21 protein-coding genes and 1 tRNA gene are annotated in these 25888 nt (G+C 63.1%); 12 read left to right on the top strand and 10 right to left on the bottom strand.

Translation table 11 applies throughout. The features are described from left to right. Positions 1–40 precede the first annotated feature (40 nt). Together AC0NID_RS11535 and gltB are read right to left on the bottom strand one after the other, a co-directional pair. Positions 41–1495, bottom strand: coding sequence for a glutamate synthase subunit beta (locus AC0NID_RS11535; protein WP_473454772.1), 1455 nt, complete (start codon positions 1493–1495; stop codon positions 41–43). 143 nt (positions 1496–1638) lie between these two features. After that, positions 1639–6375, bottom strand: coding sequence for a glutamate synthase large subunit (gene gltB / locus AC0NID_RS11530; RefSeq protein ID WP_473454773.1), 4737 nt, complete (start codon positions 6373–6375; stop codon positions 1639–1641). 477 nt (positions 6376–6852) lie between these two features. Here gltB and AC0NID_RS11525 point away from each other — a divergent pair, with 477 nt between their 5' ends. Next, the gene (locus AC0NID_RS11525; RefSeq protein ID WP_473454774.1) at positions 6853–7905 is read left to right on the top strand and encodes a threonine aldolase family protein; all 1053 of its coding nucleotides are present in this window, start codon (positions 6853–6855) and stop codon (positions 7903–7905) included. Between the two features lie 94 nt (positions 7906–7999). Here AC0NID_RS11525 and AC0NID_RS11520 read toward each other — a convergent pair whose 3' ends face one another. Both AC0NID_RS11520 and AC0NID_RS11515 read right to left on the bottom strand, forming a co-directional pair. Continuing rightward, positions 8000–8467: an Hsp20 family protein gene (locus AC0NID_RS11520; RefSeq protein WP_473454775.1), complete on the bottom strand. Its 468-nt coding sequence runs from the start codon at positions 8465–8467 to the stop codon at positions 8000–8002. A gap of 225 nt (positions 8468–8692) precedes the next feature. Beyond that, the gene (locus AC0NID_RS11515) at positions 8693–8965 is read right to left on the bottom strand and encodes a hypothetical protein (protein ID WP_473454776.1); all 273 of its coding nucleotides are present in this window, start codon (positions 8963–8965) and stop codon (positions 8693–8695) included. Between AC0NID_RS11515 and AC0NID_RS11510 the strand changes: the two genes are divergently transcribed. Then, positions 8948–9922 carry an alpha/beta fold hydrolase gene (locus AC0NID_RS11510; protein WP_473454777.1) on the top strand — a complete coding sequence of 325 codons (975 nt, stop codon included), beginning with the start codon at positions 8948–8950 and terminating at the stop codon, positions 9920–9922. The genes AC0NID_RS11515 and AC0NID_RS11510 overlap by 18 nt on opposite strands. 88 nt (positions 9923–10010) lie before the next feature. Here AC0NID_RS11510 and AC0NID_RS11505 read toward each other — a convergent pair whose 3' ends face one another. The 3 genes from AC0NID_RS11505 to AC0NID_RS11495 all read right to left on the bottom strand — a co-directional run bounded on the left by AC0NID_RS11505 (position 10011) and on the right by AC0NID_RS11495 (position 12767). After that, the gene (locus AC0NID_RS11505; protein ID WP_473454778.1) at positions 10011–10541 is read right to left on the bottom strand and encodes a DUF1579 domain-containing protein; all 531 of its coding nucleotides are present in this window, start codon (positions 10539–10541) and stop codon (positions 10011–10013) included. A gap of 84 nt (positions 10542–10625) precedes the next feature. Further along, positions 10626–11399 carry a histidinol-phosphatase gene (gene hisN / locus AC0NID_RS11500; protein ID WP_473454779.1) on the bottom strand — a complete coding sequence of 258 codons (774 nt, stop codon included), beginning with the start codon at positions 11397–11399 and terminating at the stop codon, positions 10626–10628. A gap of 426 nt (positions 11400–11825) precedes the next feature. Further along, the gene (locus tag AC0NID_RS11495) at positions 11826–12767 is read right to left on the bottom strand and encodes an N-formylglutamate amidohydrolase (protein ID WP_473454780.1); all 942 of its coding nucleotides are present in this window, start codon (positions 12765–12767) and stop codon (positions 11826–11828) included. A gap of 163 nt (positions 12768–12930) precedes the next feature. Here AC0NID_RS11495 and cpdR point away from each other — a divergent pair, with 163 nt between their 5' ends. Further along, a complete protein-coding gene (cpdR, locus tag AC0NID_RS11490) occupies positions 12931–13293 on the top strand; it encodes a cell cycle two-component system response regulator CpdR (RefSeq protein ID WP_006199474.1) in 363 nt (120 codons plus the stop codon). A 115-nt stretch (positions 13294–13408) separates the two neighbouring features. After that, positions 13409–13483: transfer RNA gene (locus tag AC0NID_RS11485), tRNA-Val, on the top strand. Between the two features lie 171 nt (positions 13484–13654). Here AC0NID_RS11485 and AC0NID_RS11480 read toward each other — a convergent pair. The 3 genes from AC0NID_RS11480 to AC0NID_RS11470 form a co-directional block, all read right to left on the bottom strand. After that, positions 13655–13963: a hypothetical protein gene (locus AC0NID_RS11480; RefSeq protein WP_473454781.1), complete on the bottom strand. Its 309-nt coding sequence runs from the start codon at positions 13961–13963 to the stop codon at positions 13655–13657. Positions 13964–14072: 109 nt separating this feature from the next. Further along, positions 14073–15035, bottom strand: a complete 963-nt coding sequence (fcl, locus tag AC0NID_RS11475; RefSeq protein ID WP_473454782.1) for a GDP-L-fucose synthase — start codon at positions 15033–15035, stop codon at positions 14073–14075. Between the two features lie 139 nt (positions 15036–15174). Beyond that, positions 15175–16329: a dihydrodipicolinate synthase family protein gene (locus tag AC0NID_RS11470; RefSeq protein WP_473454783.1), complete on the bottom strand. Its 1155-nt coding sequence runs from the start codon at positions 16327–16329 to the stop codon at positions 15175–15177. A 241-nt stretch (positions 16330–16570) separates the two neighbouring features. Here AC0NID_RS11470 and AC0NID_RS11465 point away from each other — a divergent pair, with 241 nt between their 5' ends. From AC0NID_RS11465 to AC0NID_RS11430, 8 genes are all read left to right on the top strand, one after another. Continuing rightward, on the top strand, positions 16571–17614 hold the full coding sequence (locus AC0NID_RS11465; protein WP_473454784.1) for a LacI family DNA-binding transcriptional regulator: 1044 nt from the start codon (positions 16571–16573) through the stop codon (positions 17612–17614). Continuing rightward, positions 17611–18627 (top strand): Gfo/Idh/MocA family protein, encoded by a 1017-nt coding sequence (locus AC0NID_RS11460; RefSeq protein ID WP_473454785.1) that lies wholly within the window; start codon positions 17611–17613, stop codon positions 18625–18627. Before AC0NID_RS11465 ends, AC0NID_RS11460 begins: the two co-directional genes overlap by 4 nt. After that, the gene (locus tag AC0NID_RS11455; protein ID WP_473454786.1) at positions 18624–20225 is read left to right on the top strand and encodes an acyl CoA:acetate/3-ketoacid CoA transferase; all 1602 of its coding nucleotides are present in this window, start codon (positions 18624–18626) and stop codon (positions 20223–20225) included. The genes AC0NID_RS11460 and AC0NID_RS11455 overlap by 4 nt, the downstream gene beginning before the upstream one ends. Next, entirely contained in the window at positions 20218–20994 is a 777-nt protein-coding gene (locus AC0NID_RS11450) for an enoyl-CoA hydratase/isomerase family protein (RefSeq protein ID WP_473454787.1), read from the top strand. Before AC0NID_RS11455 ends, AC0NID_RS11450 begins: the two co-directional genes overlap by 8 nt. Positions 20995–21010: 16 nt before the next feature. Next, the gene (locus AC0NID_RS11445) at positions 21011–22522 is read left to right on the top strand and encodes an aldehyde dehydrogenase family protein (RefSeq protein ID WP_473454788.1); all 1512 of its coding nucleotides are present in this window, start codon (positions 21011–21013) and stop codon (positions 22520–22522) included. A 59-nt stretch (positions 22523–22581) separates the two neighbouring features. Continuing rightward, the gene (locus AC0NID_RS11440) at positions 22582–23835 is read left to right on the top strand and encodes an ABC transporter substrate-binding protein (protein ID WP_473454789.1); all 1254 of its coding nucleotides are present in this window, start codon (positions 22582–22584) and stop codon (positions 23833–23835) included. Positions 23836–23989: 154 nt separating this feature from the next. Next, on the top strand, positions 23990–24949 hold the full coding sequence (locus AC0NID_RS11435) for a carbohydrate ABC transporter permease (RefSeq protein ID WP_473454790.1): 960 nt from the start codon (positions 23990–23992) through the stop codon (positions 24947–24949). Then, a complete protein-coding gene (locus tag AC0NID_RS11430; protein WP_473454791.1) occupies positions 24946–25887 on the top strand; it encodes a carbohydrate ABC transporter permease in 942 nt (313 codons plus the stop codon). Before AC0NID_RS11435 ends, AC0NID_RS11430 begins: the two co-directional genes overlap by 4 nt. Position 25888: the final 1 nt, after the last annotated feature.

The following is a 25888-nucleotide window of genomic DNA, read 5'->3' as shown; positions in this document are numbered from 1 at the left end:
CGCCTTCCGGTCACCGCGGGAGTAGAGTCTCGGAACGAACTCATCGCGGCAAGACGCTCGATCCCATCAACGCCTCGTCGATCGAACGCGCCGCCTGCCGGCCCTCGCGGATCGCCCAGACGACCAGCGACTGCCCGCGGCGCACATCGCCCGCCGCATAGAGCTTTTCGACGCTGGTCTTGTAGTCGCGGTCATTGGCCTCGACGTTCTTCGAGCGGCGGCTGTCGATGGCGATCTTCATCTGGCCGTCCAGCTCCGAAAGCGGGCCGGCCGCGGCCGGCCCGGCAAAGCCGATGGCAATGAAGGCGAGATCCGCGCGGATGACGAATTCCGTGCCGGCGATCGGCTTGCGCTTTTCATCGACCTCGCAGCATTTGACGCCGGTCAACTGGCCGTCCTCGCCGATGAATTCGAGCGTCGCCACCTGGAATTCGCGCTCGGCGCCTTCGGCTTGCGAGGACGAAGTGCGCATCTTCGTTGCCCAGTAGGGCCACACCGTCAGCTTGTCTTCCTTTTCCGGCGGCTGCGGCCGGATGTCGAGCTGGGTGACACGCACGGCCCCCTGGCGGAACGCGGTGCCGACGCAATCGGATGCGGTGTCGCCGCCGCCGACGACGACAACATGCTGGCCGCCGGCGATGATCGGCGGCGAGGGCCACGCCACCGACTGGATCGGCTCGCCGCCGATGCGCTTGTTCTGCTGCACCAGATAGGGCATCGCGTCGTGCACGCCCTCGAGATCGTCGCCGGGAATGTTGGCCGGGCGCGGCGTTTCGGAACCGCCGCAATAGAGCACCGCATCGTATTCGGCGAGCAGCTCCGCCACCGGCTTGTCGACGCCGACATTGACGCCGCAGAGGAAGCTGACGCCCTCGCCCTGCATCTGCTCGATTCGCCGGTCGATATAGTGCTTCTCGATCTTGAAGTCGGGGATGCCGTAGCGCATCAGCCCGCCCGGCCGGCTCTCGCGCTCATAGACATGGACGTCGTGGCCGGCCCGGCCAAGCTGCTGGGCGGCCGCCATGCCGGCCGGCCCCGAGCCGATGACCGCGACGCGCTTGCCGGTCTTCTTTTCCGGCGGATAGGGCCGGATGTGACCGGTTTCATAGGCCTTGTCGGCGATCGCCTGCTCGATCGTCTTGATGGCGACCGGAATGTCCTCCAGGTTCAGCGTGCAGGCTTCCTCGCAAGGCGCTGGACAGATGCGGCCGGTGAATTCCGGGAAATTGTTGGTCGAATGCAGGTTGCGGATCGCATTGTCCCAATCGCCATTGTAGACGAGGTCGTTCCAGTCCGGGATCTGGTTGTGGACCGGGCAGCCGGTCGGCCCGTGACAGTACGGAATACCGCAATCCATGCAGCGCGCGGCCTGTTTCTCGACCTCCTTGTCCGACATCGGCAGCGTGAACTCGCGAAAATGCCGGATGCGGTCGGAAGCCGGCTGGTACTTGTGCACCTGCCGGTCGATCTCGAGAAACCCTGTTACCTTGCCCATAGTCCAGTCCCTGCTGTCCAGTGGCGCGCTCGACGACGCACCCGTTAGCCTCATAAGGCAGCCATGGCAACCTTCAGTCCGAGGCCAGGATTGTTGATGAAGGCGTCGACCGGGAAGCCTGGCTTCCCGGCAACTCCCAAAGCCTATTCCGCCGCCACGCCCATGCGCATGCGTTCCATCTCGATCAGCGCGCGACGGTATTCGACCGGCATGATCTTCCGGAATTTCGGCCGGAAAGTCGCCCAGTTGTCGAGGATCTCGCGGCCCCTTACCGAACCCGTGTAGTGGACATGGTTCGAGATCAACTGATAGAGCCGCTCCTCGTCATGGCTGGTCATGTCGCCGGACACGTCGACGCGGCCTTTGTGGTCGAGGTCGCCGCCATGATGGAGCAGTTTTTCCATCAGGTCGTCCTCTTCGGGAACGGGTTCCAGTTCGACCATCGCCATGTTGCAGCGCTCGGCGAAATCACCCTTCTCGTCGAGCACATAGGCGACGCCGCCCGACATGCCGGCGGCGAAGTTTCGGCCGGTCTGGCCGATGACGACGACGATGCCGCCGGTCATGTACTCGCAGCCATGGTCGCCGACGCCCTCGACGACGGCGGCGACGCCGGAGTTGCGCACGGCAAAACGCTCGCCAGCGACGCCGGCGAAGTAGGCTTCGCCCTCGGTTGCGCCGTAAAGCACGGTGTTGCCGACGATGATGGACTCCGCGGCGACGATCTTGGCCTCTTCCGGCGGACGGATGACGATGCGCCCCCCCGACAGGCCCTTGCCGACATAGTCGTTGCCGGCGCCGATGAGTTCAAACGAGATCCCGCGCGCCAGGAAGGCGCCGAAAGACTGACCGGCGGTGCCGGTGAGCTTCACCGAGATCGTGTCCTCGCGCAGGCCCTTGTGCCTGAAGCGCTTTGCCACTTCGCCAGACAACATGGCGCCCGTCGAACGGTCGACATTGCGGATCGGCAGCTCGATGCTGACCGGCTGTCTGGCATCGAGGGCCGGTTTGGCGAGCTCGATCAGCTTGCGGTCGAGCACGTCGTCGATCGGATGCTTCTGCCGCTCGGTCCAGTGCACCGCCTTGTGCGGGGCGTCTGGCTTGAAGAACATCTTGCTGAAATCGAGCCCGTTCGCCTTCCAGTGCTGGATCAGCGCCCGCTTTTCCAGGAGATCGGTGTCGCCGATGATCTGGTCGAGATGGGTGTAGCCCATCTCGGCGAGCAGTGCCCGGACCTCTTCCGCCACATAGAAGAAGAAGTTGATGACGTGTTCGGGCGTGCCCTTGAAGCGCTTGCGCAGCACCGGATCCTGCGTCGCGACGCCAACCGGGCAGGTGTTGAGATGGCACTTGCGCATCATGATGCAGCCGGCCGCGATCAGCGGCGCGGTCGAGAAGCCGAATTCGTCGGCGCCGAGCAGCGCGCCGATGACGACGTCGCGGCCGGTGCGAAGGCCGCCATCGACCTGCAGCGCCACGCGCGACCTGAGGCCGTTGAGCACCAGCGTCTGATGCGTCTCGGCAAGGCCCATTTCCCATGGACTGCCGGCATGCTTGAGCGACGTCAGCGGCGAGGCCCCCGTGCCGCCGTCATAGCCGGAAATGGTGATGTGGTCGGCGCGCGCCTTGGCGACGCCGGCCGCAACCGTGCCGACACCGACCTCGGAGACCAGCTTGACCGAGACATCCGCCGCCGGATTGACGTTCTTCAAATCGTAGATGAGCTGCGCCAGATCCTCGATCGAATAGATGTCGTGATGCGGCGGCGGCGAAATCAGACCGACGCCCGGCGTCGAGTGCCTGACCTTGGCGATGGTGGCGTCGACCTTGTGGCCAGGCAGCTGACCGCCCTCGCCGGGCTTTGCGCCTTGCGCGACCTTGATCTGCATCACGTCGGAGTTGACCAGATATTCCGCCGTCACGCCGAACCGCCCGGAGGCGACCTGCTTGATCGCCGAACGTTCGGGGTTCTTGCCGCCGCCCGGCAGCGGCAGGTAGCGGTCGGCCTCTTCGCCGCCCTCGCCGGTGTTCGACTTACCGCCGATGGCGTTCATGGCACGCGCCAGCGTCGTATGCGCTTCCCTGGAGATCGAGCCGAAGGACATCGCTCCGGTCGAGAACCGCTTGACGATATCGGCCGCCGGCATGACCTCGTCGAGCGCGACCTTCTTGCGCCCGGTTTCTTCCGCGAGCCTGATCTTGAACAGGCCGCGAATGGTCTGGGCGCGGGCCGTCTCGCTGTCGATCTGGGCGGAATAGTCCTTGAAGGTGTCCCATGAGCCCTGACGCACTGCGTGCTGCAGGGTGGCGACAGCATCGGGCGACCAGATATGCGCCTCGCCGCGCATGCGAAACATGTATTCGCCGCCGACCTCGAGGCTGTTGCGCAGCACCGGGTCGTCGCCGAAGCCGTCGGTGTGGCGGCTGACCGTCTCGGCCGCGATCTCGTCCAGCCCGACGCCTTCGATCAGCGTTGCGGTGCCGGTGAAATACTGCTGCACGAAATCCGACTTCAGCCCGATCGCGTCGAAGATCTGCGCGCCGCAATAGGACTGGTAGGTTGAGATGCCCATCTTGGACATCACCTTGAGAATGCCCTTGCCGATCGACTTGATGTAGCGGGTCACGACTTCATAGGCGTCGACCTCCGCCGGCAGTTCGCCACGCTTGTGCATGTCGAGCAATGTGTCGAAGGCGAGATAGGGATTGATCGCCTCGGCGCCGTAGCCGGCGAGGCAGCAGAAATGATGCACCTCGCGCGGTTCGCCGGACTCCACGACCAGACCGACGGAAGTGCGCAGTCCCTTGCGGATCAGATGGTGGTGGACGGCCGCCGTGGCCAGCAGCGCCGGTATGGCGATACGGTCCGGCCCGAGCTGACGGTCGGACAGGATGATGATGTTGTAGCCGCCGGCGACCGCCGCTTCCGAGCGCTCGCACAGCCGGTCGATGGCGCCTTGCATGCCGGCGGCGCCCTCGTTCGAGCCATAGGTGATGTCGATCGTCTTGGTGTCGAAACGGTCCTCGGTGTGGCCGATCGAGCGGATCTTTTCGAGATCGCCATTGGTCAGGATCGGTTGGCGCACTTCGAGCCGCTTGCGGCGCGAATTGCCGACGAGGTCGAAGATGTTGGGCCGCGGCCCGATGAAGGACACCAGGCTCATCACCAGCTCCTCGCGGATCGGATCGATCGGCGGGTTGGTGACCTGGGCGAAGTTCTGCTTGAAATAGGTGTAGAGCAGCTTCGATCTGTCCGACATCGCCGAAATCGGCGTGTCGGTGCCCATCGATCCCACGGCTTCCTGGCCGGTGGTCGCCATTGGCGACATCAACAGCTTGGTATCTTCCTGGGTGTAGCCGAAAGCCTGCTGGCGATCGAGCAGGCTGACATCCTTGCGCAGCGCGCGCGGTTCGACCGGCTTCAGGTCTTCGAGGATCAACTGCGTGTTGGCGAGCCAGTTCTTGTAGGGGTGCCTGGTCGCGATCTCCGACTTGATCTCCTCGTCGGAGATGATGCGGCCCTTCTCCAGGTCGATCAAAAGCATGCGGCCGGGCTGCAGCCGCCACTTCTTGACGATGCGCTCCTCCGGCACCGGCAGCACGCCGGCCTCGGAGGCCATGATCACGCGGTCGTCGTCGGTGACGATGTAGCGCGCCGGGCGCAGCCCGTTGCGGTCGAGCGTTGCGCCGATCTGGCGGCCATCAGTGAAGACGACCGCCGCCGGCCCGTCCCAAGGCTCCATCAGCGCGGCGTGATATTCATAAAAAGCTTTGCGATCGGCATCCATGAGCTTGTTGCCGGCCCAGGCTTCCGGGATCAGCATCATCATGGCATGGCTGAGGCTGTACCCGCCCTGAAACAGGAATTCGAGCGCATTGTCGAAGCATGCGGTGTCGGATTGGCCGTCGTAGGAGATCGGCCAAAGCTTCGATATATTGTTGCCAAACAGCTCGGAGTCGACGGACGCCTGGCGCGCCGCCATCCAGTTGTTGTTGCCGCGCACGGTGTTGATCTCGCCGTTGTGGGCGACCATGCGATAGGGATGCGCCAGCTTCCATGACGGGAACGTGTTGGTCGAGAAGCGCTGGTGGACGAGGATCAGCGCGGTTTCGAAGCGCGGATCGATGAGGTCCCTGTAGTAGGCCCCGACCTGATAGGCCAGGAACATGCCCTTGTAGACGATGGTGCGCGCCGACAGCGACACGCAATAGGATCCGATGTCCTTGTTGTCGTTCTCGGCGTAGATGCGGCCCGATATGACCTTGCGCAGCAAATAGAGCCTGGCCTCATACTCCTCATCGTCGGTAATGTCCGCCGTGCGGCCGATGAAGACCTGCCGATGGAACGGCTCGGATGCCACGATATCCGGAGCCTTCGACAGGGACGAATTGTCGACGGGCACGTCACGGAAACCGATCAACGGAAGCCCCTCGGACTGAGCCGATTCGGCGATGATGTCCTCGATATGGGCGCGAAGTGCCGCGTCCTGCGGCATGAACCAGTGGCCGACGCCGTATTGACCCGCCGGCGGCAGTTCGATGCCCTGGGCCGCCATTTCCTCGCGGAAGAAACGATCGGGAAGCTGCACCAGCACGCCGGCGCCATCGCCGACGAGCGGATCGGCGCCGACGGCGCCGCGATGCGTCAGGTTTTCGAGCACGGCAAGACCGTCCTGGACGATCTGGTGCGACTTCACGCCCTTCATGTCGACGATGAAGCCGACGCCGCAAGCGTCGTGCTCGTTGCGCGGATCGTAAAGGCCGTGGGCGGCGTAACCGGTATCGGTTCGCCTGATTTTGGTCAGGGACGGATTTTTGACGGCTGGCGCTCTCGTCTGCGCGGCCGGGCCGTTCGTCGCAGATGGCGTCATGTCCGTCATCGTCCTATCCTCCATTCCCAGCCCTTAGGGCGCTGGTTTCCATCGGGAAGCGCATGGCTTCCCTCTCATTCGTTGCGGCACGTCTTGCGAAATCCTTGCCGAACCAGGTGGCTTTCCACATGGTTCGCATCCGGCAATCGTACAGGCCAGAGCCAGACTGTCTACCTGTCGCTCGCGGCAACAGCCGGAGAGGCCCGATGATACGCCAATCCAGCCTGTTTTGCGCGACAAAATAAGACAGCACTACTGTCCTAAATTTTTATGACAGAAATCGCGGATGCGCACAAGACCGATTCACAACAATCTTGGGCATCCAGCGACAGAAAATTACGCATCGCGATGCCAAAACGTAACCTTCGGTCGCCTGTCTCTGCCCTCGCCTCTCGCTGGCTTTACCGCTTTTCCGGCGCATGGCACTTGCGGGCGGCATGCGAAAGCGGCCAAGGTTGCGTCAACTTTCCCAGAACAGGCAAACGCATGATCTTCGCTTCCGACAATTGGGCAGGCGCTCATCCCGACATCGCCGCGGGCCTGTCAGCCCATGCCGGCGGCTTTTCCACCGCCTATGGCGACGGCGACCTCGACCAGGCCGTTTACCAGCGCTTCAACGAAGTCTTCGAGCGCGAGGTCGCGGTGTTTTTCGTGGCGACCGGCACTGCTGCCAATTCGCTGTCGCTGACCACCTATAACAAGCCCGGCGGCATTTCCTTCTGCCATCGAGAATCGCATGTCATCGAGGATGAATGCGGCGCGCCGGAATACTTTACCGGTGGCTCACGGCTCTACGCCGTCGACGGTGCACTGGGCAAGATCGATCCGAACAAGCTGGAAAGCGCGGTGGGCCGGTTCGCGCCCGAAATCGTCCATTCCGGGCGCCCTATGGCGGTGTCGATCACCCAGTCGACGGAGGTCGGCACCATCTATACGCTGAACGAAATCGCAAGGATTTCGGCGATCACCAAGCATCGCAAACTGCCGCTGCACATGGATGGCGCCCGCTTCGCCAATGCGCTGGTCGCGCTCGACACAACCCCGGCGGAGATGACCTGGAAGCGCGGCATCGACATCCTCTCCTTCGGCGGCACCAAGAACGGCTGCTGGTGCGCCGAGGCTATCGTGCTGTTCGATCTCGACCGCGCCGGTGAACTGGCCTTCCTGCGCAAGCGCGCGGCGCAATTGTTCTCGAAATCGCGCTTCGTCGCTGCGCAGTTCGAAGCCTATTTCAAGGATGGCCTGTGGCTCGACACGGCCCGGCACGCCAACGCCATGGCGGCGCGCCTTGCGGCAGTGATCGAGGATTCCCCGTCGGCGCGCCTGGCCTGGCTGCCGCAAGCCAACGAGGTCTTCGCGGTGATGAAAAAGGCTGAGGCTGGAAGAGCGCAAGTGGCCGGCGCGGCCTTCTATGACTGGCACAAGCCGCATGGCTTTGACGGCCATATAGGCGAGGACGAGGCGCTTTACCGTTTCGTCACCAGCTTTGCCACCACAGCCGAAGACATCGGCAAGTTCGGCAACCTGATCGCCGGGTAGCGGCACTCGTCCACCAGTAAAAAGGGCGGCCAATAGAAAAGGGCGGCGCTTGGCGCCGCCCTTAGTTCTCTGTCGAGGGTTTTGGTTACGCAGCTTAGGCGGCGTTCTTGGCCTCGATCTGCTTGGCCTTCGCCGAAGACGCGGTGATCGCGATCTTGCGGGGCTTCAGCTCCTCGGGAATGTTACGCTTGAGGTCGACGAAGAGCAGGCCGTTCTTCAGCGTGGCGCCGACGACGTCGACATGGTCGGCAAGCTGGAAGCGGCGCTCGAAGGCGCGCGAAGCGATACCGCGATAGAGCAGTTCGGAGCCTTCGCCATTGCCCTCTTCCTTGCGCTCACCCTTGACGGTCAGCACATTGCGGTGGGCTTCGATCGAAATCTCGTCTTCCGAGAAGCCGGCGACCGCCATCGAGATGCGATAGGCGTCCTCGCCGGTGCGCTCGATGTTGTAGGGCGGATAGGTCTGCGCGCCGTCGGGCTGGGCAAGCGAATCGAGCATGGTGAACAGCCGGTCGAAACCGACGGTCGAACGATAGAGCGGGGAAAAATCAACGTGACGCATGATGTGTTCTCCTGTTGAGCAACAAGGTTTGCGTATGGCCGCTGCGAAACCCGTAACGGCGTTCCGGATGGGCCAGCGGCCCCGAATTGGCGGCCGCACACAACATTTGGGGAGTAGCCGAAAGCATTTCAAGATTTCTCGATGAACGGCAGATGAACCGGGGCTTCGGCGGACGTTCAGCTTGGTGGCGCTAGACTGTTTCCAGGATCAAGCAACAGGCGGCGCTTACGGCGCCGCGACGAGGCCGACCGGGTGTAACGTCCCTTCCTCCCGGATCGACAGAGGCCGGAAGCAGCGCAAGCTGTTTCCGGCCTTGCTCGTTGCCTGCGCTCCGTCCACCCGGAACTCCTTTGCTTTTGGCGCATGGGCGTCTATCACCATGCCCTGGGGCTTGCATCCGATGCGGGCCTCAATGCCGGCCCAATACCGGCCCAATACCGGCCCAATACCGGCAATGACATACCAAGAACGAAGTGCCGAATGACGGATCTCCTCCACGAAGTCCCCCTCTTCCACGAAATTCCGGGCAATCCGTCACCGGAAAATGCTGCCGGCGGTTACTTCACCACGCGTGACGGCAAGAAGATCCGCTACGGCCTATTCCCCACCGTTGCCCGCCCGATGAAGGGCACCGTGATCGTCCTCACCGGCCGCAACGAGTGCATCGAGAAATATTTCGAGACCATTCGCAACCTTGCCGACCGCGGCTTCGGCGTTGCGACCTTCGACTGGCGCGGCCAGGGCGGTTCCGACCGGCTGATCGGCGACCCTCAGCGCGGCTATGTCAGGAGCTTCTTCGACTATACCAGCGACCTGGAACAGTTCTTCGAGGAGATCGTGCTGCCCGACTGCCGGGGGCCGTATTACATATTGGCCCATTCGGCCGGGGCCGTGATTACGCTGCTTGCCGCGCCCTCGATGGTGAACCGGGTGCGGCGCATGGTGCTGATAGCGCCGTTCTTGACCGTGCCCGACCTGCCGGTCTCGATAAAGACTGTTCGCCGCCTCTGTTCGCTGTTCTGTTTTCTGGGCCTTGGCCGGCTTTATGCCGCCTGGGGTCCACGGCCGAAGGAGCCCCCACCCTTTGCAACCAACAAGGTGACATCAGATCCGGAGCGATATCGGCGCAACACGCTGATCTACGAGACCTATCCGCAACTGGCGCTCGGCGGCCCGACGATCCGCTGGCTGAAAGCAGCCGCGGAAGCCTCGATTAGCATCAGCGATCCGGACTTCATGGCCAGGATCAAGGTCCCCTTGCTGGTGATCGCCGCCGGCGCCGATCAGGTCGTCTCGACCAAAGCCGTGGAAGCCTATGCCAGACGCCTGCGTCTCGGCTCGCTGCTGATGATCGATGGCGCACGCCATGAAATCCTGCAGGAAGCCGACATCTATCGCGAGCAGTTCCTTGCCGCCTTCGACGCCTTCATCCCCGGAAGCGACGACACGGCCTAAGGCGCGTCACGTCCGAAAGGAACCACGCGCCGCGCTTTAAGGTCTTGTTTTTATACATGTCGTTATCCCGTGTTTCGGCATGGGTGGGTCATGCGTTGGCCATTGACTCGGCCTGTCGGGCGAAATCCATGATCCAGTTGGTTTCCCAGCTCTTGCCGCCGTCCGGTGAAAAAGCCTGCTCCCAACGCGCTGAGTTTTCAGTGATCAGCGACCAGAGGAAGCGAACCTGGATCGCGCAGCCGTCAAAAACGTCTTCGCACAAGAACGTGCCGACCTCAGCCTCGAAGGTGCCACGCATCGGGACATCCATTGTCGACGGATTGCGGCCGTCGATCCACCAGATCGACCATTGTCTCGCCGCCGGATCGAACGTCCGCAGCGTGGCGGCGCGATAGGCGCCGCCGGGCAGTTCAATGACGTTGTCGTCGACATTGCCGAGACCACCAAGGATCGGGCGCACGTCGCATGTCCCGCCAAACACGTCCCAGTTCGTGTCGCCTTGCAGGCGCTTCCGCAACCTTCGATGACTGACGTTCCAGCATCCGTGGAAGAAATCGAAGTCGGCCCGACCGTCTGCCGGAGCATCCTCGGAACGGCTGGTCGTTGACTGCGTCGGCATGAATCCCTCCCCGGTAACATCACTTCCATAGCACGGGCCTCCTGACGTCATCCTGCCAGGATGAACCAATCCCGGGGCCGTGGGTCAGCCGCGCAGCGCGGCCATCGCGGCGGCATGGAGCTCCGGCGTCGCCGCGGCCAGGATGTCGCCGCCCTTTTCCGCCGGTCCGCCTTCGAAAGTTGTGACGACGCCGCCAGCCTTTTCGATGATCGGGATCAGCGCAACGATGTCGTATGGTTTCAATCCGGGGTCGGCGACGATGTCGACACTTCCCGCCGCGACCATGGCGAAAGCGTAGCAGTCGGTGCCGTAGCGGGCGAGCTGGACCTGCTGCTCGAACAGGTCGTAGCGTAGGCGAGCGTCTCCCTTGAACAGCGCCGGCGTGGTGGTGAACAGCGTCGCCTCGGCCAGGCTCGTCGTCTTGCGTGTCGTCAGCATTCGCGGCCCGCCCGGACCTTCGTAGTGGGCGCCGGAAGCGTTGGCGTAGAAAAGCTCACCGGTGAACGGCTGAGACATCATGCCGGCAACGGCATCGCCGTCGACCGTCAGCCCGACCAGCGTTCCCCATACCGGCAGGCCCGAAATGAAAGCACGCGTGCCGTCGATCGGATCGATCACCCAGACATGCCTGCTGGAAATGTTCTCGCTGCCATGCTCCTCGCCGAGGATGCCGTGATCGGGATACTCAGCCGATATGAGCGCACGGATGGCCCGCTCGGCCTCGCGGTCGGCCTCGGTGACCGGATCGAAGCTGCCTTGCTCCTTGTTGGCGACCGCGCCTTGGCTGCGGAAGCGCGGCAAGGTTTCGGCCGCGGCGGCATGTGCAATGCGCCGCATGAAATCGATGCTGATGTCCAATTGATTCTCCCGCGTGCAGCGTGCTGAGACAGTCGTTTGCCTGTGGTTTTCCGCCAAAACAAGGGCGCGGAAACTTTTGCGCAGCGGCAGCTGTTGCTGAAATGCAACGCAGGCGCCCTCGAAATGCAATTTCAACATCAGAGTGAATTAAAAACGTCTGCCGGCGCCTTGACATTTGTGCAGCGCACAATAGTTTTGTTCTCGGACAGGTTTTCCTGTTCATGCCCTCCTTGGGCGTTTCCTCCCTAGACTTCGACCGTGTCGTGCAAACGATGCGGTCTTTTTTTCGGCGCGATATTCAGCGGACGGTGCGCCTTTTGCGACCCGCACGCCGACGCCTTTATCCGGCGCACGAGTTCATGACTGGCGACTTCGCCCCAGGATCCCTTCGGCGCAGACCCCTTCAAATCGATTCCGCTTTTGGCGTCATTCTGCGGCAAGCGGCAGATCGAGGAAATCGTGATGGGGCATCGCCATCAGGTCGGCCGAGAAGTGTGTCAGGTCGTCGGCGAGCGCATCGAAGCCGGCGGATTTCTGGAACGTCCGCTCGTTCATGTAAAGCCCGCGATTGACCTCGATCTGCAGTGCATGGAGGTGGCGCACCGGGCGGCCATAATGCTCGGTGATGAAGCCTCCGGCATAGGGCTTGTTATGGGCGACGGTATAGCCCATGCCGATAAGCAGGCCGATCGCCGTCTCGGTCAACGCTGCCGAGGCGGACATGCCGAACCGGTCGCCGATGATGAAGTCAGGCCTGAGGCCGCTGTCGCCGACCCTGATGCTTGCCGGCATCGAGTGGCAATCGATCAGCACGGCAAAGCCGAACCGCGCATGGGTTCTGGTCAAAAGCCGTTTCAGCGTCTCGTGATAAGGCTTGTAGACAGCCTCGATACGGGCGATGGCCTCCGCCAGCGGCAAGCGGCCGGAATAGATGTCGAGCCCCTCTCCCACCAGCTTGGGCACGGTGCCAAGCCCGCCGGCCACGCGCGCCGAGCGGATATTGCAGAAGGACGGCACGGGTTCGGCGAACATGCGCGGGTCGAGTTCCCAAGGCTCCCGGTTGACGTCGAGATAGGCGCGCGGAAAGTTTGCCGCCAGCATCGGCGCGCCGAGCGCAACGGCCCCGCCGAACAATTCGTCGACGTAGCAATCCTCGGACCGGCGGATGGCGTTTCTGTCCAGCCTTGCCATGGCAAGAAACCGGTCCGGATAGTGGCGGCCGCTATGCGGCGAGTTGAAGAGGAAGGGGACGCGCTGTTCGGCGCCCGACCGGATTTCGAAGGGTGGAACGACCGAAAAATCCTCGGCTGCCGTTTTCAATTTGAACGAACCCGAAAATACGAATGCATCATGGTTGGAAAGTGCCACCTCACCAGCCGCATGTCCAGCATTTCGGCGCCCGGACCGCTTCGTTAAATACGGATCGGGCTCTTCATCGTTCACTTGATGTTTACCGTCACCTCCTCATATACAGGATGGTTAACGGGTTTGCCCCACGGCAGTCTAGGGTGGGTGATTCGGACGGGATAAGATGGCACGCATTCTACTGGCGGAAGACGACGACGATATGCGCCGGTTCCTCGTCAAGGCGCTGGAGCGTGCCGGCTACCAGGTCAGCGATTTCGACAATGGCGCCAGCGCCTATGAGCGGCTGCGCGAAGAGCCTTTCTCGCTGCTGTTGACCGATATCGTCATGCCGGAGATGGACGGCATAGAACTCGCCCGCCGCGCCACCGAGATCGATCCCGATCTCAAGGTCATGTTCATCACCGGCTTCGCCGCCGTTGCGCTCAATCCGGACTCCAAGGCACCGAAAGACGCCAAGGTGCTGTCGAAGCCATTTCATCTGCGCGATCTCGTCAACGAGGTCGAAAAGATGCTGCAGGCAGCCTGAGCCGATTCTGGCAGGCCTCCTGCGCACCTTCAGCGCTGCGACAAGGCGAGCCTTTCTTTCCCTTTTCCTGCTATTGACGCGCCGGAGCAAAAATGGTGTATGCGCGGCTTCGGATGGGCGTGTAGCTCAGCGGGAGAGCACTGCATTGACATTGCAGGGGTCACAGGTTCAATCCCTGTCACGCCCACCATCCAGACAATCCGCCGTCTCTCGTATTTTCATCTGCATCGCCTCGACCTCGGGTTCATCAAAGCCGATCGTGGCGTCTGGCCAATGCCGGCCGTGGAATAGACTCGAGGGGCGCTGGCCCTGAAACGTGGGACGCCCGCCCCGGCTCTGACCAGGACGGGCGGTGTCCGGATCATTGCGGCGTTGGGTCTGGCGTATTTCCCGGCCGGTCTCCAGGCCTGTCGCCCCCTTTGCCTTCCCGGCAATTTGTATCGCCCACGCCGCAGCATTTGCCGCTATAGACGGTTTTTGTATTTGGTTTGTCGCACTCTCTCGTCACTGTCGTCTGACAACCCGCCAGCACCGAAGCGGCGACGGCGGCAAGAAAGATATTTCGTATCGCAATAGACATGAGAAGTTCTCCATGATTGACCGCGCTTTGCAAACGCAGTGCTTGGTTGCTTCTCGGGCAGGATTGGTTCACAAGAAAATTGAAGGACATGCCAAAACGCCTGCGAAGACGTCGCTTCCAGGTGTCGCATGAGCCTCGCGACGCGCCTCAGGGGCGCCCGGTGGCGGTCATTTCCATCGGCAGTCAGCGCGAACGAGAGTCAGGCCGCGCCGAGGCGGAGATCGCCCTTCTCGATATGCCGGAGAAACCACGCGTAAGTCTGTTCCAGCCCGCTGCGAAGCGAGTACCGCGGGCGCCAGCCCGTCGCAAACAGGCGCGACACGTCCATCAGCTTGCGCGGCGTGCCGTCCGGCTTCGTCGCATCGAATGTGAGCGTGGCATCAGCGCCGACGACGGAGAGCATGGTGCGGGCCAGTTCGGCAATGGTGATGTCTTCGCCCGAGCCGACATTGACGTGGCCGTCGCCGGCATAGTTCTTCAGCAGCCACACCAGAGCATCGGCGGCGTCGTCGACATGCAGGAATTCGCGCATCGGCGTGCCCGATCCCCAGACCTCCAGGGTTTTGTCGCCGGCGCGCTTGGCCTTGTGCGCCTTGCGCATGAGAGCCGGTACGACATGGCTGCTGGAGAGGTCGAAATTGTCTCCGGGGCCATAGAGGTTTGTCGGCATCGCCGAGATGTATTCGACGCCATATTGGCGCCGATAGGCCTGGCACAGTTTCAGCCCGGCGATCTTGGCGATCGCATACCATTCGTTGGTAGGCTCGAGCGGCCCGGTCAGCAAGGCATCCTCGGAGATCGGCTGCGCGGCGAATTTCGGATAAATGCAGGACGAACCGAGAAACAGCAATTTCTGCACCTCGTTGCGAAAGGCGCTCTCGATGACGTTGGTCTGCATGACGAGGTTGTCCTGCAGGAAATCGACCGGCAACCTGTCGTTTGCCAGGATGCCGCCGACCTTGGCGGCCGCCACCACCACCGCGTCCGGCCTGTGGTCGGCCATCCAGCGCCGCACGCCGACCTGGTCCGTCAGGTCGAGTTCATCGCGGGACGCGGTCAAGACCTCGCAATCCTCGTTCGCCAGCCTGCGCTGGATGGCCGAGCCGACCATGCCGCGATGCCCGGCCACGAAAACGCGCTTGCCCTGAAGTTCGAAATCCATTGGCGTATCCCTGTGCAGAACGGCCGCTTTGCCTATCTGGCGTCTATGCGCCGGATGGGCCTGCGTCGGACGCATACCGCATACAGATTTGGCCGGACAAGGCAAATCGCAGATTTGGGCGAAGTCTTGCAGTAAACGGTCAGACACCCGCGACGGCGCACAGGCTCTTCATTCTTGCAACGGCAAGCTCCGGGTCGGCCAGCAATCCGGCTTGATCGGCAAGGCGGAAGACATCGGCATAGTGGCGGATGCCGCGCGCCGATTGCATGCCGCCGACCATCGAAAAATGGTCCTGGTGGCCGTTCAGCCATGCCATGAGGACAATACCGGCCTTGTAGTATTCGGTCGGCGCCTCGAAGATTTTTCGCGACAAAGGCACGGTCGGCGCTATCAGCGCGTCATAACGGGCGCGGTCGCCGTCAGCCAGTTTCGCCAGCGCGGCATTGGCGACCGGCGCGATGGCGTCGAAAATGCCGAGCAGCGCGTGCGAATGTCTGTCGCCATCGCCGGCGATCATATCAGGGTAGTTGAAATCGTCGCCGGTGAACATGACGACGCCGTCAGGCAGCCGGTTGCGCAGGGCAACCTCCTTGCCGGCGTCGAGCAGCGATATCTTGATGCCCTCGACCTTGCCGGCGTGGCGTTCGATGATGGCGACCACCGTGTCGAGCGCGGTCTCGAAATCGCTGCTGCCCCAATAATTTTTCAGTGCCGGATCGAACATGTCGCCCAGCCAGTGCAGGATGACCTTGCCGGAGGCTTGGCGAAGGATGCGGTCGTAGACGCTGATATAATCGTCGGGACCTTTGGCGACAGCCGCCAGCGCGCGGCTGGCCATCATGATCGCCTTGCCGCCCAGGCTCTCGATGAACCCGAACTGCTCTTCGTAGGCAGCGATCACATCGTCGAGCCCTTTGGCGGCGTCTGGCGCCAGATGGTCTGTCCCGGCACCCGAGGCGAGATCGGCGCCTTCGACCGTTCGTGCCTCGGCGATCGAGCGGCGGATCAATTCCCTGGCGTTTGCCCAGTCGAAACCCATGCCGCGCTGCGCGGTATCCATTGCCTCGGCGACACGGAAGCCGAGCCGCCAGAGGTGATGGCGGAACGCCATCGTGCGCTCCCAGTCGACCACGGGATGAGACCATGGATCGGTCATATCAAGGGGATCGGCAACGACATGGGCGGCGGCATAGGCGATGCGCGAAAACCGCGCGCCGATCATCGGCTGCACCGGCTGGCCGACAAGGCGGTAGCGCGTGCTGCGGCGGCCCTCCTCAGGCAAGGCAATGTCCATCGATCTCTCCCTTGATCGCGCCTATAAATGGAACGTTCCAATAAATCAAGGCGCTTTATGGTTCAGAGCCCCTGCTCCCGCCAGATGCTGCATCGCAGCACAAACCCCTGGGAAGCGCGCGTATTACGCAGGTAAACTCCGTCTTTCCGATTGGGGAAAAATCCTGATTGACTCAGATCCGGCAACAGGATTAGAACGTTCCAATAAATTTGACCAGGATAACCGGGAGGACGGATCTGGGATGGCCATCAGGGCCAAGGCGACGATACTCGACATTGCCCGCGAGGCGGGGGTGTCCAAATCGACGGTGTCGCTCGTGCTGCAGGGCAGCGGGCTGATCCGGCCTGAAACCGCGCTGAAGGTTCGCAAGGCGATCGAAAATGTCGGCTATGTCTACAACCGCGGCGCCGCCAATCTGCGCAAGGCCCATTCCAATGTCATCGGCATGGTCATCAACGATCTCACCAATCCCTTCTTCGCCGAAATGGCGGTCGGCATGGAGCGCGTTTTCCAGTCGGCAGGCATTGTGCCCTTCATCGCCAACACGGCGGAAAACCCGGTGCGCCAGAAGGAAGTGCTGAAATCGCTGATGGAGCAAGGTGTCGCCGGGCTGATCGTGTCGCCGGCGCGCGGCACGACCTCAGATGCTTTCCACCGCATCGAGACGGCGGGGCTTCCGGTCGTCTTCACCATGCGCCGCCTTCCCGAGAGTCGCATCCCGGTGATCGCGCCCGACAATCATCGCGGCGCCTGGCTCGCCACCGCCCATCTGATCGGCAAGGGTCATCGCCGGTTGGCCTTCTTCGGCGGCTCGTCGGATCTGGTGGTCTATCACGAGCGCCTGGGCGGTTTTCGCGAGGCCTGCGAGACGCTCGGCGTCGCCGCACGCGATACGCTTGTGGTCGAAGGCGAGACCAGCCGCAGGGGCGGCATTGCCTGCCTGGAGACGGCCCTTGCCATGGCCGAGCCGCCGACCGCGGCGCTGTGCTTCAACGATGCAGTCGCCTTCGGCGTCATGCTGGCGCTGCGCAAGCGCGGGCTGGAGCCCGGCGCGGACTTCGCCGTCGTCGGCTTCGACGACGTGGTCGAAGCCCAGCACTACATGCCGGCGCTGACCAGCGTCGCGGTGGATTCGGCGGGCCTCGGCGAGCGCGCCGCCCATGTCATGCTGAAGATGATCCAGTCGCGCACCACGCGCGCCGAGGATCATATCGGCGCCGTCAACCTCGTCGTCAGGGACAGTTGCGGTCCTGATCGCCGTGCGGGAATGGGAGACGCGGCATGACCGTGAAGTGGGGACTGATCGGCGCAAGCACGATCGCCAGGCAATTCATGATCAGCGCCATCCGCGCGCAACCGAACAGCGAGATCGCGGCGGTGATGAGCTCCAGCCCGGAGCGTGCCACGTCCTATGCGAAGGAGAACAGCATTCCGCTCGCCGTCTCGACGCTCGACGAACTGCTCGGCTCCGACATCGACGCCGTCTACATCTCGACCACCAACGAATTGCATCTCGAACAGACGCTGGCCGCCATCAAGGCGGGAAAACATGTGCTGTGCGAAAAGCCGCTCGCACTGACCAGCGCCGAGGCGCACAGGATGGTTGCCGCCGCCAAGGCGGCCGGCATCGTGCTCGGCACCAATCACCACCTGCGCAATGCCGGCTCGCACCGGGCGATGCGCGAAGCCATTGCCGCCGGCCGCATCGGCAAGCCGATTGCCGCACGCGTCTTCCACTCAGTCTATCTGCCGGAAAACCTGCAGGGCTGGCGCATCACCAGGCCGGACGCTGGCGGAGGCGTGGTGCTCGACATCACCGTGCACGATGCCGACACGCTGCGCTTCGTGCTCGGCGACGATCCGCTCGAGGTTTCGGCGTTCACGCAGACCGCGGGCATGGCCGGCGGCGGGCTGGAAGATGGCGCCATGTGCATCTGGCGCTTCAGATCGGGCGTCATCGCGCAGTCGCATGAGGGCTTCACCACCAGATTCGCCGGCACCGGCTTCGAGGTGCATGGCAGCGAAGGCTCCCTGATCGCGAAAGATGTGATGACCCAGAAGCCGATCGGCTCCGTGCTGCTACGCACGGCAAAGGGCGAGGAGGAATTGAGCTTCGACCGCGAAGATCTCTATACCCGCTCCCTGCGCCAGTTCCATGCGGCGATCCATGAAGAAGGCCAGCCGTCGGCCACCGGCGAGGACGGCGTCTGGTCGCTGACATCGGCCGAAGCGGCGTTGCAGTCAGCCAGGTCCGGCAAATCAGTCGCGGTCGACCCGAAACTCAAGGGCGCAGGATGAGCAAGCTCGTCTCCGCGGCACAGGCCGCGAGCCTGATCAGGGACGGCATGGTCGTTTCCGTCTCGTCGTCGAGCGGTCTCGGTTGCCCGGACGCGGTGCTCGCCGCGATCGGCGAACGCTTCGAGACTGAGGGCCACCCGAGGAACATCACGACGCTGCACCCGATCGCCGCCGGCGACATGTACGGCATCAGGGGTATCGACCATCTGGCCAAGCCCGGCCTGTTGAAGCGCACGCTGTGCGGCTCCTATCCGTCCGGCCCCTCCTCCTCGGAGCCGCCGCAGATCTGGCAGATGATCGGCGACAATTCGGTCGCTGCCTACAATGTGCCGTCAGGCATCCTGTTCGACATGCATCGCGAAGCCGCCGCCAAGCGGCCGGGCGTGCTGACCAAGGTCGGCCTCGATACCTTCGCCGATCCGCGTCATCAGGGCTGCGCCATGAACGAGGCCGCCAGCGAGTCGATCGTTTCGGTGCAGCAGTTCGACGGCGAGGAATGGCTCTATTTCCGCTCGATCGTGCCTGATGTCTCGATCATCCGGGCGACGACGGCCGACGAGCGCGGCAACCTCACCTATGAGCACGAGGGCGCCTATCTCGGCGGGCTCGAACAGGCGCTCGCCGCTCGCAACAATGGCGGCACAGTCATCGCGCAGGTCAAGCGCGTCGTCGAGAACGGCACGCTGAAGCCGCATGACGTGCGCGTGCCCGGCGTGCTTATCGACCATATCGTTGTGGCGCCCGACCAGTTGCAGACGACGCTGACGCCCTACGACCCGGCGATCTCGGGCGAGATCTTCCGGCCGCTGTCGACCTTCCGCAATGCCGAGATGAGCGTCCAGAAGGTGATCGCGCGGCGCGTTGCCATGGAGCTTGCCGACGGCATGGCCGTCAACATCGGCTTCGGCATCTCGGCGAATGTGCCGCGCATCCTTCTCGAGGAAGGCCAGCACGGCAAGGTCACCTGGGTGATCGAACAGGGTGCGGTCGGCGGCGTGCCGCTGCTCGACTTCAAGTTCGGCTGCTCGTCGAATGCCGACGCCTTCATGCCCTCGCCGCACCAGTTCATCTATTTCCAGGGCGGCGGCTTCGACGCCTCGCTGCTCTCGTTCCTGCAGATCGATCGCCACGGCTCGGTCAACGTGTCAAAGCTTTCGGCGAGGCCGCATGTCACCGCCGGAGCCGGCGGCTTTGTCGACATCACCGCACGGGCGAGGAAGATCGTCTTTTCCGGCTTCTTCAATGCCGGCGCCAAGCTGTCGCTGGCCGGTGGCGGCATCCGCATCGACGGTGAAGGCAAGGTCAAGAAGGTGGTCGGCGAGGTCGAGCATATCTCCTTCTCGGGCAAGCGCGCGGTCGCGCAGGGGCAGGACATCACCTATGTCACCGAGCGCTGCGTGATGAAGCTGACGCCGGATGGGCTGATGGTGACCGAGTTGGCACCGGGCATCGATCTTGAGCGCGATGTGCTGGCGCAGGCCGAGATTCCGCTGGGTGTCGCCAACGACCTGAAAGTGACGCCTTCGGTGCTCTATCAGGATCGGCCGATCGGCCTGTCGCTCAATGGTGGCGCCTCGCTTGGAGGTGTGCATGTCTGAGCGTCTCGTCACCTTTGAAACGCGCGGCGCCCTCGGCATCGTCATGCTGTGCCGGCCGGAGAAATTCAACGCGCTCGACATACCGATGCTGCGCGCGTTGGAAGCCGCGCTCGACGCCGCGGAGGCAGCAAGCGACGTCCGTGCCGTGCTGCTGTGTGGTGAAGGCAAGGGCTTTTGCTCAGGCGGCGATGTCGAAGCCTGGTCGCAAATGAGCGCCGCCGATTTCCAGGTGCAATGGGTGCGCTACGGCCACCGCGTCTTCGACCGGCTGGCTCGGTTGCGGCAGCCGACCATCGCCGTTCTGTCCGGCCATGCGCTGGGCGGCGGGCTGGAACTGGCGGTTGCCTGCGACTTCCGCGTGGCGGAGGCGCACGTGAAATTAGGCTTCCCCGAAACCTCGATCGGCGTGGTGCCCGGCTGGTCCGGCACGCAGCGCGCGGTGCGCCGCTTCGGCGCGCAGACGGTGCGGCGCATGGCGCTCGGCGGCGAGGTTTTTCTCGCCTCCGAGGCACTCGCTCTCGGTATCATCGATCGGGTGGTAGAGACCGGCAACGCACTCGCCGAGGCGAAGGCCTGGGGAGAAAAAATCGCCGAGCGCGGGCCTTTGGCGACGGAGGCCGCCAAGCTGATGATCGCGGTGGCGGAAGGCGAAGAAAGTGCCGCAGCAACCGAAGCGCTGGCCAGCGGCTTCATTGCGCTGACCGGCGACATCAAAGCCGGCGTCGGCGCTTTCAAGGTCAAACAGAAACCAGCGTTTTCAAGATCGTAAGTGGAAGCCAGAACATATGCACTTGCCCCTCGAGATCGCCATGCCCGCCGAGGCATCCGCAGCACCGAAAGCCTACCGGCTGCTGATCGACGGCAAGCATGTCGATGCCCGCGACGGCCGCACGCTTGAACGTAAGAGTCCCGGCCACGGCTTCGCCGTTTCGCGCTATGCGCAAGCCGGCGCGGCTGACGTCGAGGCTGCGGTGACCGCCGCGCACACAGCCTTCGAGGCCGGTCCATGGCCGCGCATGAAGGCCGCGGAGCGCGCCGCGATCCTGCTCAAGGCGGCAGAGCTGATCGAGGCCCGGCTTGAGGAGATCGCCCGGCTCGATGCGCTGGAATCCGGCAAGCCGATCGCCCAGGCGCGCGGCGAGATCGGCGGCGCCGTCGACATCTGGCGCTATGCGGCATCCCTTGCCCGCACGCTCCATGGCGAGACCTACGCCAATCTCGGCGACGCCATGCTGGGCGTCGTGCTGCGCGAACCGGTCGGCGTCGTCTCCATCATCACGCCGTGGAATTTTCCGTTCCTCATCGTCAGCCAGAAATTGCCCTTCGCGCTCGCCGCCGGCTGCACGGCGGTGGTCAAGCCGAGCGAGATGACCTCGGCCTCGACCTTCGTGCTCGGCGATATCCTGATGCAGGCCGGCTTGCCGGATGGCGTCGTCAACATCCTCGCCGGCCTGGGCGCCGATGTCGGCGCAGCGATGGTCGGCCATCCACTGGTCGAGATGGTGTCGTTCACCGGCTCCACCCGCGTCGGCAAGATGACCATGGCGTCGGCTGCGAGCTCGCTGAAGAAAGTCTCGATGGAGCTTGGCGGCAAGAACGGCCAGATCGTCTTTCCCGATGCCGACCTCGAGGCCGCCGCCGACGCGGCGGTGTTCGGCGGCTTTTTCAACGCCGGCGAATGCTGCAACGCCGGCAGCCGGCTGATCGTCCATGAGGCGATCGCCGACGACTTCCTCGGCGCGGTGAAGGCGCTCACCGCCAGGGTCACCGTCGGCGATCCACTCGATATCAACACCAAGGTCGGCGCGATGATCTCTTCCGAGCACCTGGCCAAGGTCACTGCCTATGTCGCTGCGGCGGCAAGCGAAGGCAGCCAGGTGACCAGCGGCGGCAAGCAGATCGCCTCCAGTGCCGGTCAGTATCTCGACCCGACCATCATCCGCGGCGTGACCGAAGACATGGCCATTGCACGCGAGGAAGTGTTCGGCCCGGTGCTCTCGGTGCTGACCTTTGAATCGATTGAGAAGGCGTTGCGCATCGCCAACGACACGCCCTATGGTTTATCGGCGGGCGTGTGGAGCGCGAGCATCGACACCTGCATGTCGGTGGCGCGGAATGTGCGTTCGGGAACCGTTTGGGTGAACACGTTCATGGAAGGTTATCCCGAGCTGCCTTTCGGAGGCTACAAGCAGTCCGGTCTCGGACGCGAACTCGGCAAGCGCGCCGTCGAGGATTATACCGAGGAAAAGACAATCCAGTTTCATCGCGGCCAGCGCACCGGATGGTGGGTCGGCTGAGTTGGGAAGAACCCGGCGGACAACCGCCGGTCGTGTAGCTGCAACAAGGGAGGAAGTACATGTTGCGCAAACTGCTTATCGGAACGGCTCTCGGGTCGGGTCTTGCGTTCGCGGCTCATGCCCAGGACGTCAAGGAAGTCGAGATGCTGCATTGGTGGACGTCTGGCGGCGAAGCGGCTGCCTTGAACGTGCTCAAGGAGGATCTGGCCAAGCAAGGCTTTGCCTGGAAGGACGTGCCCGTGGCCGGCGGCGGCGGTGACGCCGCCATGACCGCGCTGAAGGCGATGGTCGCGGCTGGCAACTATCCGACCGCCTCGCAGATGCTCGGCTACACCGTGCTCGACTATGCCGAGGCCGGCGTGATGGGCGACCTGACCGAAACCGCGGTAAAGGAAGGCTGGGACAAGTCCGTTCCGGCCGCCCTGCAGAAGTTCTCGGTCTATGACGGCAAGTGGGTCGCGGCTCCGGTCAACGTCCATTCGGTCAACTGGCTGTGGATCAACAAGGCCGTGATGGACAAGATCGGCGGCACCGAGCCCAAGACCTTCGACGACTTCGTCGCGCTGCTCGACAAGGCCAAGGCTGCCGGCGTCATCCCGCTCGCGCTCGGCGGCCAGAACTGGCAGGAAGCCACTATGTTCGATTCGGTCGTGCTGTCGACCGGCGGACCTGAGTTCTACAAGAAGGCCTTCAATGATCTCGATGAGGAATCACTGAAGTCCGACACGATGAAGAAGTCGTTCGACAATCTCGCCAAGCTCGTCACCTATGTCGATCCGAATTTCTCGGGCCGCGACTGGAATCTCGCCACCGCCATGGTCATCAAGGGCGATGCCCTGGTGCAGGTGATGGGCGATTGGGCCAAGGGCGAATTCAACGCCGCCAAGAAGACCCCGGGCACCGACTTCCTGTGCTACCGCTTCCCGGGCACCGACGGCAGCGTGGTCTACAACTCCGACATGTTCGGCATGTTCGACGTTCCGGACGACCGCAAGGCCGCCCAGGCCGCCCTGGCCACCGCCACGCTGTCGAAGAGCTTCCAGTCGGCGTTCAACGTCGTCAAGGGCTCGGTCCCGGCCCGCACCGACGTGCCTGACACCGACTTCGACGCTTGCGGCAAGAAGGGCATGGCCGATCTGAAGGCCGCCAACGAGGGCGGCACGCTGTTCGGCTCGCTGGCCCAAGGCTATGGCGCGCCTCCGGCGGTCGCCAATGCCTACAAGGACGTCGTCTCGAAGTTCGTCCACGGCCAGATCAAGACCTCGGACGAGGCCGTGACCCAGCTGGTCAGCGCGATCGAAGACGCCAAGTAGGGCCCGCCTCCGCTGGAAACACCTTCCCCGCGCAAGCGGGGGAGGTTCTCCCGAGGCAAGGGTTGGAGCCGTTTTGATCGACACGTTTCGGGGTGCCGGCGGGCTCCAGGATACCGATGAGTCGATCCCGGATGAGCCGTTACTGGATGAGCCAATGAGCACGGTTGCCGAAACCAACATCAAGCCGAAACCGGAGCATGGTACGCGCCCGGGAGCCTCCATGCGTTCGCGCCTGCAGGACGCGCTGCCGAAGATCGTACTGGCGCCAAGCTTTGCGATCACCGTCGTCTTCGTCTACGGCTTCATCCTGTGGACTGTCTATCTGTCCTTCACCAACTCCAAGACCTTCCCGTCCTATGCAATCACCGGGTCACGCGCCTATCAGCGGCTGTGGCGTTGGACCTTCGAGAGCGACCCGCCGTCGAGCTGGTACACGTCGATCACCAACATGGGCATTTTCGGCTTTCTCTACGTCTTCATTTGCCTGGCACTCGGCCTGTTCCTGGCCATCCTGCTCGACCAGAAGATCCGCGGCGAAGGCATGTTGCGACCGATCTATCTCTACCCGATGGCGCTGTCCTTCATCGTCACCGGCGTCGCCTGGAAATGGTTCCTCGATCCCGGCCTCGGCCTCGAGCAGACGCTGCACCAATGGGGCTGGACGAGCTTCCATTTCGACTGGATCAAGAACAAGGATTTCGTCATCTACACCGTGGTCATCGCCGGAGTCTGGCAGGCCTCCGGCTTCATCATGGCGATGTTCCTGGCCGGCCTGCGCGGCATCGATGGCGAGATCATGAAGGCGGCGCAGATCGACGGCGCCACCACCTTCCAGCTCTATCGCCGCATCGTCATCCCGTTGCTCAGGCCCGTGTTCCTCTCGGCCTTCATCGTGCTCGCCCACCTCGCCATCAAGTCCTACGATCTGGTCGTAGCGCTGACCAGCGGTGGCCCGGGCGGCTCGGCCTGGCTGCCGTCGAACTTCATGTATGAGTACACCTTCAAGCGTAACGAAATGGCCGTCGGCTCGGCCAGCGCCGTGATCATGCTGATGACCATCACCGCGATCATCGTACCCTATCTCTATTCCGAGCTCAGGGAGAAGCCGCGATGAGCGTCATTGCCACGCCCGCTCGCCAGAGCACTGGCGTCAGCGCCAAGACTGTCAACCGCATCGTCATCTATGGGCTCTTGGCGCTATTCGCGCTGTTCTACCTGATGCCGCTGTTCGTCATGCTGGTGACCTCGTTCAAGACCATGGAGGAGATCCAGAACGGCAACATGCTGGCTTTGCCGCAGGCGCCGACCTTCGAGCCATGGGCGAAAGCCTGGGGCGAGACCTGCGTCGGCCTGACCTGCGCCGGCATCAAGGGCTATTTCTGGAACTCCATCAAGATGGTGGTTCCGGCGGTGCTGATCTCGACGCTGCTCGGCGCCCTCAACGGCTATGTCCTGACCAAATGGCGATTCCGTGGCCACACGCTGGTCTTTGGCCTGATGCTGTTTGCCTGCTTCATTCCGTTCCAGTCGGTGCTGTTGCCGATGGCGACGATCCTCGGCAGCCTCGGCCGTTTCGGCGTGACGCTGCGCAACGCAACGGGATTTTCGTTCGGCTTGGGCAATCCGACCGTCAACCTGGTCTTCGTCCACGTCGTCTACGGACTTGGCTTCACCACCTTGTTCTTCCGCAACTATTACGAGGCCTTCCCGACCGAGCTGATCAAGGCGGCGCAGGTCGATGGCGCCGGCTTCTTCCAGATCTTCCGGCGCATCATGCTACCGAATTCGATGCCGATCTTCGTCGTCACTGTCATCTACCAGTTCACCAACATCTGGAACGACTTCCTGTTCGCCTCCGCCTATGCCGGCACCGGCGATGCGATGCCGATGACGGTGGCGCTGAACAACGTCGTCAACACCTCGACCGGCGTCGTCGAATACAACGTCAACATGGCGGCGGCGATGATCGCCGCACTGCCTACCCTTCTCGTCTACGTGGTCGCAGGCCGCTATTTCGTGCGTGGCCTGATGGCCGGCGCCGTCAAAGGATAAT

This window comes from Mesorhizobium sp. WSM4821 (genome assembly GCF_055901555.1).
This window is presented reverse-complemented; position numbering and strand designations above follow the sequence as displayed.

Bases quoted from the DNA above. Each gene is read 5' to 3' on its own strand.
- AC0NID_RS11535 (WP_473454772.1), bottom strand. From the start codon at position 1,495: ATGGGCAAGGTAACAGGGTTTCTCGAGATCGACCGGCAGGTGCACAAG.
- gltB (WP_473454773.1), bottom strand. From the start codon at position 6,375: ATGACGGACATGACGCCATCTGCGACGAACGGCCCGGCCGCGCAGACG.
- AC0NID_RS11525 (WP_473454774.1), top strand. From the start codon at position 6,853: ATGATCTTCGCTTCCGACAATTGGGCAGGCGCTCATCCCGACATCGCC.
- AC0NID_RS11520 (WP_473454775.1), bottom strand. From the start codon at position 8,467: ATGCGTCACGTTGATTTTTCCCCGCTCTATCGTTCGACCGTCGGTTTC.
- AC0NID_RS11510 (WP_473454777.1), top strand. From the start codon at position 8,948: ATGACGGATCTCCTCCACGAAGTCCCCCTCTTCCACGAAATTCCGGGC.
- AC0NID_RS11505 (WP_473454778.1), bottom strand. From the start codon at position 10,541: ATGCCGACGCAGTCAACGACCAGCCGTTCCGAGGATGCTCCGGCAGAC.
- cpdR (WP_006199474.1), top strand. From the start codon at position 12,931: ATGGCACGCATTCTACTGGCGGAAGACGACGACGATATGCGCCGGTTC.
- AC0NID_RS11480 (WP_473454781.1), bottom strand. From the start codon at position 13,963: ATGTCCTTCAATTTTCTTGTGAACCAATCCTGCCCGAGAAGCAACCAA.
- fcl (WP_473454782.1), bottom strand. From the start codon at position 15,035: ATGGATTTCGAACTTCAGGGCAAGCGCGTTTTCGTGGCCGGGCATCGC.
- AC0NID_RS11470 (WP_473454783.1), bottom strand. From the start codon at position 16,329: ATGGACATTGCCTTGCCTGAGGAGGGCCGCCGCAGCACGCGCTACCGC.
- AC0NID_RS11465 (WP_473454784.1), top strand. From the start codon at position 16,571: ATGGCCATCAGGGCCAAGGCGACGATACTCGACATTGCCCGCGAGGCG.
- AC0NID_RS11460 (WP_473454785.1), top strand. From the start codon at position 17,611: ATGACCGTGAAGTGGGGACTGATCGGCGCAAGCACGATCGCCAGGCAA.
- AC0NID_RS11455 (WP_473454786.1), top strand. From the start codon at position 18,624: ATGAGCAAGCTCGTCTCCGCGGCACAGGCCGCGAGCCTGATCAGGGAC.
- AC0NID_RS11450 (WP_473454787.1), top strand. From the start codon at position 20,218: ATGTCTGAGCGTCTCGTCACCTTTGAAACGCGCGGCGCCCTCGGCATC.
- AC0NID_RS11445 (WP_473454788.1), top strand. From the start codon at position 21,011: ATGCACTTGCCCCTCGAGATCGCCATGCCCGCCGAGGCATCCGCAGCA.
- AC0NID_RS11440 (WP_473454789.1), top strand. From the start codon at position 22,582: ATGTTGCGCAAACTGCTTATCGGAACGGCTCTCGGGTCGGGTCTTGCG.
- AC0NID_RS11435 (WP_473454790.1), top strand. From the start codon at position 23,990: ATGAGCACGGTTGCCGAAACCAACATCAAGCCGAAACCGGAGCATGGT.
- AC0NID_RS11430 (WP_473454791.1), top strand. From the start codon at position 24,946: ATGAGCGTCATTGCCACGCCCGCTCGCCAGAGCACTGGCGTCAGCGCC.